This window comes from Symbiobacterium thermophilum IAM 14863, from assembly GCF_000009905.1.
GTDB lineage: Bacteria > Bacillota > Sulfobacillia > Symbiobacteriales > Symbiobacteriaceae > Symbiobacterium > Symbiobacterium thermophilum.
Genome location: NC_006177.1, coordinates 2,894,132 through 2,907,280 on the forward strand (window position 1 = coordinate 2,894,132; position 13,149 = coordinate 2,907,280).

Genomic DNA, 13,149 nt, shown 5'->3' on the forward strand with positions numbered 1-13,149 from the left:
ATTCCGGTCGAATCCGTCCACTTATTACGGATGAAATCGACCACCGTTTGCGGGGATAGTCGACCGCCCATTCCGGCCCAAATCGACCGGCTCGAATCCTAGAGCGAAGCGGCATGGTCGACCATTACAGGGTTTTGCCGGCTCCTCCCGAATTGTGGATAACATCTCCACACGAGAGGACGTGGGCAAGCCTTGGCAAATCGGACGTTGTCGATGCGCAAGATCAGAGAGATCCTTCGCTTGAAGTGGGAGGTCGGGCTCTCCGCCCGGCAGATTGCCCGGAGCCTCTCGATCTCGCACAGCACCGTGCTGGACATGCTTCGGCGGCTTGAATGCTCCGGTCTTTCCTGGCCGCTGCCGAACATCGACGACGCAGAACTTGAGGCCAAGCTTTACCCAGGAAACCCCCAAGGGCTAGTAGAGCGGCCCTTGCCAGACATGGCCTACATCCACCGGGAACTGGCCCGAAAAGGGGTTACCCTGCAGCTCCTGTGGTGGGAATATAAGCAGAATCATCCAGATGGGCTGCAGTACAGCCAGTTCTGCCAGCGATACCGGCAGTGGCGTTCCAAGCTCGATGTCGTTCTCCGGCAACCGCATCGGGCAGGTGAGCAGATGCAGGTGGATTTCGCCGGCGATACCGTGCCCATTCATGACCGCGAGACGGGAGAGGTTTGGCAGGCTCCGATCTTTGTTGCCGTTCTGCCGGCCAGCAATTACACCTTTGCCAAGGCCTATCCGGCTCAGGACCTGCGTTCCTGGATCAAAGCCCACTGCGACGCCCTGGAGTTCTTCGGTGGCGTTCCAGAGATCATCGTGCCGGACAATCCGAAGGCCGGCGTCACCCGCGCTTGCCGCTACGAACCGGATCTCAACCCGGCTTATCAGGAAATGGCGGCCCATTACGGCGCTGCGGTCATTCCGGCAAGACCCCGCAGCCCCAGGGATAAGGCGAAAGTCGAAAACGCGGTCCTGGTGGTGGAGCGCTGGATTCTTGCCGCCCTGCGGAACCACACCTTTTTCAGTCTTCACGACGCGAACCGGGCAATTCGAGAGGCCGTGGCCAGACTCAACGACCGACCGTTCCAAAAACTCGAAGGAACGCGCCGGAGCCTGTACGAAACGCTGGACAAGCCGGCGTTGCGCCCTTTACCGCCGCAGCGTTATGAGTTTGCTGAGTGGCGGAAAGCCAAGGTCAATCTCGACTACCATGTCGAGGTCGACCGCAACTACTACAGTGTCCCGTACCCGTTGGTTGGGGAGACGGTGGATATCCGCCTCACGGACGGCCTGGTGGAAATCTTGCACCGGGGAAAACGAGTAGCCTGCCATCCACGGGCGACCGGCCGTGGACGGTCCGTCACCCAGATTCAGCACATGGCAGCCTCCCACCGCCGGCATCGGGAATGGACCCCGTCCAAGTTGCGGCGTTGGGCGGAATCGGTCGGACCCCACACGGCGCAGTTGGTGGTGACGATCCTGGAGGAGAAGCCGCATCCGGAGCAGGGCTTCCGGTCGTGCCTTGGCATCATCCACCTGGCCAGGAAGTATGGCTCCGACCGTCTCGAAGCGGCCGCCGCCCGGGCATGTGCGGCCCGGACGTTCAGCTACAGCAGTGTGAAGTCCATCCTGGCCCATAACCTCGATCAAGCGCCGCTGCCTGGCCCGCCGGACAACCAAGCCACTCCGGTGCATCCCAATCTGCGGGGCCCCGACTATTACGCAGGGGGAGGGCCGTAACGAATGCCCTTGCAGACGACGATTGAAAGGCTTCGGGAAATGCGGCTTCGCGGCATGGCTGACGCCCTGGTGCGCCAACAGCAGCAACCTGAACTCCAGTCCCTGTCGTTCGAGGAACGTCTGGAACTCCTCGTGGATCAGGAATGGCTCGACCGGCAAAACCGGCGCCTGGCTCGGCTTCTCAAAGAGGCGAAATTCCGCGTGGCCGCATGCATGGAGGATGTTGACTACCAGCATCCGCGCGGCCTGGACCGAACCGTCATGCGGAGCCTCGCCGCATGCCAGTGGGTCGAGTACGGCCAGCACATCCTGATTGTTGGACCCACCGGTGTGGGGAAAACGTTTATCGCGTGCGCCCTGGGCAACGCCGCCTGCCGGCACGGCTACACCGTTCGCTACTACCGAGTGCCGCGACTCCTTGCCGAGCTGGCTACCGCTCGGGTTGATGGCTCCCTTCGCCGCATCCTCAACACCCTGGCCCGGACCGATGTACTGATCCTGGACGACTGGGGTCTCGCTCCCATCTCTGTGGCGGAATCCCGAGACCTTCTCGAAGTCATCGATGATCGTACACAGGCACGGTCGACAGTGATTGCCTCGCAGTTGCCGATCGAAACGTGGCACAGTGTGATCGGCGACGCTACCGTAGCCGATGCGATCTTGGACCGCCTGGTACATGGTGCGCACAAACTGAACCTGAAGAGGGAATCCATGCGGAAGATAGCGAACCTCCAGACATCCCAGTCGAGCATGGCTTAGCGCTGCCAAGCCATCGCCACTTCGCTCCATCCCCTCAGTGCCACCGCGCTGGCCGGATGAAATCGGAAACGGCGGTCGACTTGGATCAGAACCGGTGGTCGGCTTGAACCGGAATCACTGGTCGATTTGACCGGAATACGCACCTGAGACTGGCCACCTGCCGTTTCACAAGACCCTTCACGATTTTGACTTCAACTTCAGCCTTCCATCGATGAGTGGCAGATCCGTAAGTTGGCAACACTTGCCTTAGTGGCCGAAGCGGCAAGCATTCTCTTTCTCGGTCCCCCGGGGGTCGGCAAGAGCCACTTCGCAGTTGCACTGGCCGTTGAGGCCATCCACCAAGGGATCGGCGCCTACTTGTCAGTGCCCGCCATCTCGTGGAAGACCTCCGTCGAACTCGTGCGGAGACAGGTTCGAGAAGCGCATACGGGTCCACACGTCGCCGAGACTCCCGATTATCGACGAACAGGGCTACCTGACGCTTACCCCAGTAGAAGCCAGTTTGCTCTTCCAGTTAGTCAACTCCCGCTATGAGCGAGGGAGCATCAGCCTCACCAGCACCAAGAGCTTTGCGGAGTAGGGTGAGGTCTTCGTTGATCCCGTCATCGCCACGGCGATACTGGACCGGCTCTTGCACCACAGCCATATTGTGAATACCTGCGGAGAGAGTTACCGCTTGAACGAGAAGCGCCGGATCGAACTATACACCACCCCACCGGCCCAGCTTGAAAGACAACTCCCGACCACAGATCGCCGTGGTTAGACTCCCGACTTAAGGCTGTCAGCCAGGGGGGCCAAATCTATACCAGCTCAGGTGGGTCAAAAGTAAGCCGACGTTGACAGCAGCATCGGACGGCGGAGTGCTGCCTTAGCCTGGCCATAGTGCCTCGACCTCTTCTCCCGATTGGTGGTCGGCTGGGAGATGGGGGAACACCCCAGTACAGAGCTCGTGGTTGATACAGTAGCCTGCTGCCTCCGTCCATATAGAGGTTCTTCACATTTTCTAAGCTTTTATACCATCCTTCCTAGAAGTCGTTCTTGTGATCGGACCCTAAGCTGTAACTTCCCGTCGCTTTGGAACGGCGATGTAGCCGCCACGTCTCAATGGTGTTGATCAAATGTACCCGCAACTCACCAACATTCAGAAGGACCGCTGTACACATATAGACCAGCACCCCTGCGATAACTTGTCCACCGAGGGCCAACGGGCCACGATATCTGGCAAGAGGTGCAATGAGCCAACCCATAATAAGCGTAGCCACTACTATCTTGACTAGGCTCCCGACAGGAAACGGCATTGCAAAAATGTTCCTTCCAACTCCCCAACTCAGCATGGCAGCAATAAGGAATGAGATCACTGTTGAATAGGCCGCTCCGACCAATCCGAAGTGATGCACGAGAATAATGGTCAGCCCAACTTTTGAGATGGCGGTGAGGACAGCTACACCAACCTGGGCCAAAGTGTTCTTGGCCAACTGAAATGCTTGGTCCAAATAATAGGTCTTCACTCCTTCAAGTAGAGTGCCTACCGCAATCACCGGTATCAGACGAGCGACGTCCATCTGGAACTCAGGACCAAAAAACACGCCAGCGACGTTCGGAGCTAGTAAAATTATGCCAAGAGTTGCGGGCACGCCCAGGCCGAGGAGAACTACACAGTTCGCACTAAGCTGTCGACGTGCGGCCGCAATACCCTCATTCTCTAGTGTACGAATTGCCAGGGGCATTCCTGCCAGGTTAGTCACCGTCATCAGAGCACCTAAACTCTGAAAAGGAAGATCATATGCCACAGCATAGAGACCCGCTGCCTCCGCCCCCACCATGAATCCAAGGATAAATCGATCCACAGTGCTCACACCATAGTTGAGTGTCGATGTGGTCGCGAGGGGTAAACCAAATGTCCAGATTTGACGCATAACCCTCCAATCGAAGCCCCTCACAACCCACATGTAGCGATTACGCCAATACGACCAAGCGGCAGGCACCAAGTTCGCGATGACAAGTCCCCAGAGCGCCCCAATGGCCCCGCCCCCTAAATACGCAAGGCCACTGCTTAATGTGAGACCAAGCAAAGCCCTAGTGGTCAACAAGACACCATACTTAACTGGATTCAACTGAACTCTGGTAACTTCAACTTCCAACTCCAACCAAGCCTGCGTCCATAAAAGTAGTAAAGTGACCAGGATCCACTGAGGGAACCCAAAGATGATGGCTGCCAGACCACCCAACACGCTCAACACAACCACTTCTATGCAGTACGCTACTGCAATTGTGGAGAGTAGAGCGCCACGCCCCCCCTCACCTTGAGCAGATGGAAGAAATCGTAGGAGACTGACACGAAGCCAGTGAAAACCGACCGCGTTTGTCATACCAACCACCGCCACGACCATGGTATAAATCCCATATTCACCCGGTGTTAACAACCAGGTCAAGACAGATAGGGTCGCTACTCTGATCAGTACTGGAACTCCGTGTGCCCCTAAGTAAAGGAAACTATGTCGAATTAACATGCTACTAGGCAGCCTCCTACGCGGTCCAACAACTCTGCGTAACGCAACGTCTTCGTGCGACGAACCAGTCAGTGCTCGCCCTATACAGGTTCGAGGCTACAGTAGGTTTCACCAGGCTCTTCACGGACTTGTCAATCCCCCCACCAGCCAGGGAACACTGTTCCCCTGAACTAAGTACGCTCTCTGGGAACGGCCCAATTGCTCCTTGACTGCGGCTGAGGCGTTGTCCCGGAAATCGTGGAAATTCAAAGTGGCGGCCCTCAAGCCCCGTTTGGTATAACGGGGGTGGACAGTAGGAAGGAGGTTGCCGCCACTGATGTCATTGTACCGCGGGAAGACCAAGAAGCGCCAGATGCTGGAGGTGGACAAACAGCCCTGGTTGCCCCAGCAGGTGCAGGTGACGCTGCATGCCCTCATGGGAGCAGCCAAGGAGGGTCTGCTGGCCCTGGCCGTCGCTGTGGGGCTTGACGTACTGCGCTCCATGATGGAGGCAGAGGTGACGGCCATCGTCGGCCCCAAGGGCAAGCACAACCCCAATCGAAAGGCTTTTCGGCACGGTGCCGAGGAGGGGCGGGTGGTGCTGGGGGGACGGAAGGTACCCATCCAGCGGCCTCGGGTGCGGACGAAGGACGGACAGGAGGTCAGGCTCTCGAGCTACGAAGCCTTCCAGGATGAGCAGTTGCTGACGCAGGCCGCCCTGGAACGGATGCTTCATGGCCTCTCCACTCGGCGCTACCATCATGGCCTGGAGCCGGTGGGCGACGATCTGCCGGCCGTGGCTACGTCCAAGAGCAGCGTAAGCCGGCACTTCGTGGCGGCCACACGCAAGGCACTGGCTGAGCTGCTGGCGAGGCCGCTTGGTGATCAGCGCTACCTGGTGCTGATGCTGGACGGGATCGAAGTCGCAGACCACACCGTGGTGGTCGCACTGGGGATCACGGACGACGGGCAAAAGCAGATCCTCGGCCTCTGGGAAGGGGCTACCGAGAACGCAACCGTCTGTCGCGCCCTGCTAACAGACCTGGTGGAACGCGGCCTGCGGGTGGACGGAGGCATCCTGGTGGTGATAGATGGGGCCAAGGCCCTCAGGGCTGCCGTGCGGGACGTGCTGGGTGCCAGGGCGACCGTGCAGCGATGCCAAGTTCACAAAAAGCGCAACGTGCTGGACCACCTGCCGGACGAGGCTCGCGCGTGGGTCAGCCGCAAGCTGGAGCAAGCCTGGAGGGAGACGGACTACGAGAAGGCCCGGACTGCTCTCACCAGCCTGGCCAAGACCCTGGACGACAAGTATCCGGGCGCCGCCGCCAGCCTGCGCGAGGGGCTCGAGGAGACCCTGACCGTCCTGCGGCTGGAACTGCCCGAGGCGCTGCGCAAGACTCTCCGTTCCACGAACCCCATCGAGTCCGCCTTCGAGAAGGTACGGATGGCTAGGAGCCTGTCCGGGTAACCGCACGTGAGATAGGGGCAGACTCCCAATGATTGGATATCAACGATCGTGCCTACTTCTTCATGCGCTGTCTGAAGGCAGATTTCGGGTCTATCCGGCCTGCCTGAACGCGTAGAGCTTCAAGAGATTGTGGCAAAGGCACACAAGAAGCCATTCCCCGTTGACTGCTTCCAGTCCACGGAGATGGAACTGCCGGAAACCACGAGCCTCCTTGATCTGCCCGAAGACCGGCTCAATGCTCTGCTCTCGCTTTCGGTAGCGCTCGGCGTGTCGCTTTAGCTGCAGTTTCCGCCGCATCCGATCCCGAAGCGTTGCTCCCTTGGGAATCGGGCCGCGTGGTGATTTCGCACGGCGACGTTCGCTGTGCCGCTGCTTCTCCGGAGGAATGTAGGGATTGATTCGCCGCTGCAAGAGCCACTGAACGTTTTGCTCACTGAAGTACCCTGCATCGGCAGAAACCTCCTCCGGCATCTCATCGACATTGGTTTCGACCTGCTCCATCATGGGGATCAAGTGCGGAGCATCTGCCGCCTGGTTTGTTACGGCAGCAGCGACGACAATCTGCGTATCGGCATCGACGACGGCCTGGGCGTTGTACCCCTGGATGAACTGCTTATCAGAGCCTTTCATGATCCGGGAATCGGGATCCGTAAAGTTGCGCTGCGCTGTTGGTGCGGGTTCTGCCTTCGGCCGCTTCCGCCGACGACCGCCCTTGGGCCCCTTGGGTCCCGGCTCCTCGGGAGGCTCATGTTCGTCAGCGCCGGCCCTCAGGCGCGCTTCGGCTTCCAGAGCAGCCTTGGCTTCTTGAATCTTGGCCAGCCGCCGCTCACGGAAGCGGAGTTCTTCGGGCAGTTCATCCCCACGACGATGTGGGCCGAAGCGGTGATCCTCGGCCTGGTCAGCTTGCTCGGCTTTCTGGAGCAGCTCTGCGATCTCCGCCTTCAGGCGTTGTTCTTCCTCCACCATCCGGCTGTAGCTCATCGCCTTGTGCTTGGAGGCGTTGGCCTTGATCTTGGTGCCGTCCAGGGCCACATGACCCAGGCGAACCAGCCCGGCCTTCTTGCAGATCTTGACCACTTGCAGGAACAGGTCGGAGAGGGCCTTTAGATGCCGCTTCCGGAAATCGCTGATCGTCCGGAAGTCGGGCTGGTTGTTGGCCGCAAGGACGCGGAAGGCTACGTCCTCCTGCAGCCGGCGTTCGATCTTGCGAGAGGAGTAGACGCCGTTGCAGTAGGCGTACAGCAGCACCTTGACCATCATCCGCGGATGGTACGGTGGGTAACCTCGCAGCTCTCGCTCGTATGTCCGTTCGATTTGGCTTAGATCGAGTGAGTCCACGACATCACTCAGGAAATAAGCGAAATGGTCATGCGGAAGCCAGTCCTGCAGGGCAGGGGGCAGCAGCAACAGCTGATTGGGCTCATACGGTCGATACGTCTTCTTGCTCATGATGAAGACATTGGACACCCAACCCTTTCGCTCCTACAGAACTGGCTTACTCAGACAGGCTCCTAGCCGCAACGTCAAGCGCTGGCGGAACGGCCAGCAGGTGCTGCGCTGGACTGCCGCGGGCCTCCTGGAAGCGGAGAAGGGCTTCCGGCGCATCAAGGGATACCGCCAGCTCCCAATGCTGTCGGAAGCCCTAAGCAGACACGCCGCTCCAGAAGCATCCAGCGCCGTGCAAACGGCCTAAAAACGAAGAAAAAGGCCGCCACGAAATTCCACGGCGGCTGGGACGTCGCCGCGGCTGAGGCTACTCAACACTACAAACTATAATCACCAGGCCGTCTCCAGGAACAGAAGCAAGCCTATTTACGCGATTATCGAGCAGGATTACATTCATAAGCCGAAACACCTAGGCGTCCAAGTGTATCGCCCGCGAGAAGATACAGGATGCAAAGGCCAAAGTCCGGTGCACTGGGCACCAGTGTCGGCCGGAGAGTCGCTTGGCCACGTCTACTGACAGTGCCCACAGGAGTCTAAACGACACTTCGAGACGACCCCCGGAAGCGGGATGCCCCCCTGCCTCGCCAGAAAGTCAAGTAGGGGCATCACAAAATCTCGGTGCACGAGCCGAAGGATTCAAGCATGACATCCCGTCTCGTGCACCGGGTCAAAGACTTTCAGACGTTGAATGGAGTCAAGTAATTGGCTGCCGCGAACCGTTCATAGCTTAACACCAATACAAGCGAATCCATGGTGCTCAGTTGTTCTGACGGTTCTTCTGGTAGACAGAATTTCGGAAGCAAGTATCACCCCATCTACGCCCCAATTGAGCCGAGCATATAACCTACAAGTGCGCAGATACATGCCTTAATCCGGAGCTGGTCAAGACGACGGAGCAGGCCGTCGATCGCTGTCCTAACTCATCTGATAAGCTTGATCTAATAGTCGTGGCAGGGCATTACTTTCGTGTCGCATCTCAGTAGCACGTTGGCGCACCCGCTTCCTTAACTCATGCCGACATTTACTGTCCGCGACTACTGTGAAAAGGGCATCACTAAGAGCCTTCGGATCGTCAGGAGGAACGATCAATCCGCAAACCTCGTGATTACCGGCCATAACATCAACAACGCCATCCACTTTGGTAGCAACCAAAGCCGGTCCCGACATTAACGCCTCTATGAGGGTTAATGGCATTCCTTCCCACCGTGACGATAGTACGAATACGTCCGCAACTGAATAGAGTTCTTGCAAGTCGTTCCTCCAGCCAAGCAACCGAACTCTCTCCACGAGGCCGTACTCCTCGATTAAACCTTGAAGCCTTTCTCTCTCAGAACCTTCCCCGGCTATCACAATCCGAAAGGCGTTACAGCGACTGGTCAACTGGTGAGCGGCCTGAATAAGGATATCAAACCCCTTCTGGCGCTCAAGTCGACCAGCAGCCACAATCAACACTTCATCGTGGCTAACTCCTAGGGAGTCCCTCAATCCCGGATCGTGGCTTTCGATAGGACTGTACTGATGTACCAACGCCAGGTAGTTAGGCACGAAAAGGATCGAGGTTGGCTTCACACGACGGCAATTGATGAGAAACTCCCGCACTGAGTGTGACACCGCTATCCACAAGTCAGGGCCACTGCCGGTAAGAATGCGCTCTGGCAGGTAACTCTTGCGCCACACCTCCCTAATGTGCTGCATGTGAATATGTTTGAAGGTACCCGAACGGAATGGGGGCAGCCTCCGAACTAGCTGCACAGCAACTCGCATTCTAGCCTCGTTGGTATGGACAATGTCAGGCTTAATGTCTTCGATGGCCTGAGCCACTGCGCGCAATCGTCCCCACGAGAGACCGGACGCTGGGTTATAATCTCGTAATTCAATAACCCTTGCCTTCGCACCCAGTTCGCTCTTGAATCGTGCAACCCAAGGTCTGGGACAGGCGATAACCACCTCAGCCTTTGCAATTTGCGAGATGAGGTCGCAGTAAAGCACTTCCATTCGTTCTGCTCCTGCCCAAGCAAGTGGTTCAGAAATCATCAACACCCTCACGCCTCACTCACCCCTGACTTGTGCGATAATCCGAGCATTACTGCGTACCAGCAGCTAACCAACGGAATCTTCGTGTAGTCTCCAAAAATATTCGCCACCAAGAATGGTGCTAACACCACTATGCCGAAGAAACTTGATTTGCGGATAATAGGTAAGAAAGCGATCAAAAACGCCGCACACAGGACTATGAGCCAGATCACACCAAAATCTCTCAACGCGGATAAATAAGCATTCTCCACTATCGTAGAGGTGACTAGATCGCCCGGTGTTAAGCCCGTGCCGAACAGTACAGTCCATATCGACCCGGACACTTCCCGCATGACTTGCTGCCAGTTCTCAAGCCTGCCATCCGCCGCAAGGGCACTAACCCCGAACCGTCCGAACCTGTCCAACGCTATCGCCCTTATGTTCCCAACACTTAACGGCAATGTCAACAACAGCAACCCGGAGACACCAGCCCAGAGCGCCCTGGCTTTGAGCCGTTTATTGGATGACAACCAAACGTACAGCAGAAGGCAACCCAGGGCCGCAGCGAAAGATAACAACCCAGACCTGGATCCTGTTGCGATGACAGCCGAACTACTGATTACAACCGAAACTAACCACTTTGTTTCGAATCGGCGAAGGAAGAGGTATAGCTGAGCGGTCAAACCCGCAATAAACACCTGACTTGCTATGTTCGGGTCGTCAAGGAACGAAATGACACGATTATACTGTGAACCAGCCATAAAGTTCGACTTCGTGCTCAACACAAGCGGGTCAGCACCGGTAACGATGTGGAACTGCCGGATAGGTTCCGGCGCAACCAACTGAATCATCCCGATGACCGCCAAGAACAGGCCCACACGAGCAATCACCTTTGCGACTTGTATGCGGTAGTGATCAGTCGGCAGGCTATGCACAGCCAAAAAAACGACTAGAGGTTCTAGATATAGCCTAAAAACGTCTGCTGCTCCAATCAGCCCAACCGATGACCGACAAGTCTGTATCAGCCCAATGATGAATGTGACTGCCAAAAAGGGGAGAACTCTCCGAGCAAGCCAGAATTTGGTGCGCGTCAAGCTAAGTATACTCGCTACACCTAGCAAACCAAACAGCGCGACTTCTACCAGTGCTCCACTCCAAGAGATACCACCTCGGCTTGTCATCCGTTTCCAAATCGGAAGGAACGGTAGTACTGCCACTAGGAGACACAAGACCTGGTGTACCAACTTAGACGTACTCATGTAGAGGAGGGCATGAGAAAGTCCACTCCGACTGTGCTCCAAGAACAATCCCTCCGAAAACCGGGTGGTGGCGTAATACGCGAACTAGAACCGACGAGGCGATTCCTCACAATTGTAATGAAACAGGCGGATCGCGAAATATGTTGGGGCCGTGCTCATTCACGCTTGGCAGTCAGTGTAGTCTGATGACATGCAACCTGGGGCTGTTGATTGGAACGCGCTTGCGCTTTGCTCAGGATTACTGTGCGCCCGCCGTCAAGATTAGAGGCTGCGTGAGCCGATTCCTCGGAATGGATGGCTTTACCTAACCGACTCCCGGATGGTTGTCGGAGAACGCCTCATGGTTGGGGGAGTGGACATGGCACTGTGGCGCCGCAAACCAAAGAGACGTATGAGCGATCACTCAGATCATGGTGCCCATTACACCTCACTGCTGTTCATCGAGCGACTCGAAGAGGCAAGAATAGTGGGCTAGATCCACTCGGTGGGAGATGCGCTGAACAATATAGCCGCGGAGAGTATCTACTCCACCTTGCAGACCGAGCTCCTGGAACTGGACGCGTGGCCCGCTCGGACCAACCTGCGTTTCGCGGTCTTCATTACCGACACAACATAATGCTGGTGAAATACCAACCAACCAGGGCAACTGGGCACAGCTAGAGTCACAATACAAAAGCACGTTTAACAACCATCAGCCATCCAAAAAGAAATCCACTACCGGTCGTAGAGCCTTTTCCATAGAATAACGTTCGTTTACCAGAGATCGACACGCGTCGTAATAACCAGACCAGTTGGAAGCACGAGTGGAAATCTTCTCTCTTAATTCGGGGTATTGCGAAAGCGCTGCAGGTTCGATTTCTCGTGGATCTACCAGAACGCCAATACCCTTCGTTACCACCACATCCGCCGCAGCTCGCAGCCCGGGACTTGTCACAATAAGGAGCCCTGCAGCACAGTACTCAGCGAACTTGTTCGGAAATGCCACCCGGTTTGTCCAGTTGTCCTCCCGCAGAACAAAGCCCACATCGCAAGCGTGAAGAGCTGGAACGACTTCTTCCGGAAGCAGCGACATACTCACAACCTCGTCGCTCGGGACACCCGAATCGACAACGCGCGCTAACGATCTCTCGGGATCCGGAGTAAACAATACCAGCCGGCAAGCACTGCCCAGGTGTTGACGCCACACCCGATAACACGCGATTGTTTCATCAAATAGTTGCCACGGAGAAAGTCCACCACTGTAGACAAACGCAAGTTCACTGTTCCCGATGCCTAGACGCTGGCGCCACCTCTGTCGGATCACAGGTGGGTCTTCTACCACCAAGTGCGACCCTACACATGGGACCACATAAGTAGACCGTGCCCCGTACCGTTCGACTGACAACTCCGCGAGTTCGTTGGTAACGGTTAGAACCCCAGCTGTACGAGGAACCGCCCACTGATGGAGGCGTATGGCTGCATGAAACAAAGCCTTTCTAAACCAAGCAGGACCCAAACGTGGATTTGGGTACTCCACCCATTCTTCCGGGACGCCGTGAAGGTCAATCAACGTTCTTTCGACCGGTAGCCACGGTAGTAGCGGATATACTAGATCCCCAGACAATATCACACCCCGATACTGGGTTGTTCTTAATCTTCGCTTCACTTCCCCCAATAACCGCCGCATGGATTCCGGAAGGTTGCCCCAACTGTTACAATACACATATTCACAATTAAACCCAGGTAGTTGCGGTGCTCTTGGACCATTCTTGACATGATGGCTCCTGATCAGCGCTAAGGCATCGGTTTCTATCCCGAACGCTTTACTCAACGTCGAGGCTCGACTAGAAACCAACCGCCACTCCCCGTTGGCAGTATATAAATTGCGTGAAGAAACGAGGAGAACTTTGCCAACCGCCATATGGTTCGCCTCCAATTGCACGACGATAGGTCCCATGTCACGCCCGCCCTAGGGACATGTTGAATTTGTTGAACA

General features: G+C 56.6%; 8 protein-coding genes and 3 pseudogenes. 6 read left to right on the forward strand and 5 right to left on the reverse strand.

Translation table 11 applies throughout. The annotated features are described in order from the left end of the window. Positions 1–213: 213 nt before the first annotated feature. The 4 genes and pseudogenes from istA to STH_RS18115 all read left to right on the forward strand — a co-directional run. The gene (gene istA / locus STH_RS13420) at positions 214–1,740 is read left to right on the forward strand and encodes an IS21 family transposase (RefSeq protein ID WP_011196823.1); all 1,527 of its coding nucleotides are present in this window, start codon (positions 214–216) and stop codon (positions 1,738–1,740) included. Between the two features lie 3 nt (positions 1,741–1,743). Continuing rightward, positions 1,744–2,499: an IS21-like element helper ATPase IstB gene (gene istB / locus STH_RS13425; RefSeq protein ID WP_011194408.1), complete on the forward strand. Its 756-nt coding sequence runs from the start codon at positions 1,744–1,746 to the stop codon at positions 2,497–2,499. Between the two features lie 249 nt (positions 2,500–2,748). Then, positions 2,749–3,033: an ATP-binding protein gene (locus STH_RS19795; protein WP_276324240.1), complete on the forward strand. Its 285-nt coding sequence runs from the start codon at positions 2,749–2,751 to the stop codon at positions 3,031–3,033. Continuing rightward, positions 2,921–3,262 (forward strand): annotated as a pseudogene (locus STH_RS18115) (ATP-binding protein); the annotation flags it as partial. The gene STH_RS19795 and the pseudogene STH_RS18115, both read left to right, overlap by 113 nt. Before the next feature lie 262 nt (positions 3,263–3,524). Here the strand turns inward: STH_RS18115 and STH_RS18120 are convergent. Beyond that, entirely contained in the window at positions 3,525–5,009 is a 1,485-nt protein-coding gene (locus tag STH_RS18120; protein ID WP_011196825.1) for an oligosaccharide flippase family protein, read from the reverse strand. A gap of 481 nt (positions 5,010–5,490) precedes the next feature. On the opposite strand from STH_RS18120, the pseudogene STH_RS13430 reads away from it, so the two are divergent. After that, positions 5,491–6,432, forward strand: a pseudogene (locus STH_RS13430) (IS256 family transposase); the annotation flags it as partial. Between the two features lie 114 nt (positions 6,433–6,546). Here the strand turns inward: STH_RS13430 and STH_RS13435 are convergent. Beyond that, positions 6,547–7,905, reverse strand: a complete 1,359-nt coding sequence (locus STH_RS13435) for an IS1182-like element ISSyth1 family transposase (RefSeq protein WP_011196827.1) — start codon at positions 7,903–7,905, stop codon at positions 6,547–6,549. Between the two features lie 64 nt (positions 7,906–7,969). Here STH_RS13435 and STH_RS19525 point away from each other — a divergent pair. Next, positions 7,970–8,149: pseudogene (locus STH_RS19525) on the forward strand (IS256 family transposase); the annotation flags it as partial. A 668-nt stretch (positions 8,150–8,817) separates the two neighbouring features. Here the strand turns inward: STH_RS19525 and STH_RS18125 are convergent. The 3 genes from STH_RS18125 to STH_RS18545 form a co-directional block, all read right to left on the reverse strand. Then, positions 8,818–9,948 carry a glycosyltransferase gene (locus STH_RS18125; RefSeq protein ID WP_083766121.1) on the reverse strand — a complete coding sequence of 377 codons (1,131 nt, stop codon included), beginning with the start codon at positions 9,946–9,948 and terminating at the stop codon, positions 8,818–8,820. Next, positions 9,945–10,793, reverse strand: a complete 849-nt coding sequence (locus STH_RS18540; protein WP_148205592.1) for a hypothetical protein — start codon at positions 10,791–10,793, stop codon at positions 9,945–9,947. Before STH_RS18540 ends, STH_RS18125 begins: the two co-directional genes overlap by 4 nt. 1,072 nt (positions 10,794–11,865) lie before the next feature. After that, entirely contained in the window at positions 11,866–12,246 is a 381-nt protein-coding gene (locus tag STH_RS18545; protein WP_148205593.1) for a glycosyltransferase family 4 protein, read from the reverse strand. Positions 12,247–13,149 lie beyond the last annotated feature (903 nt).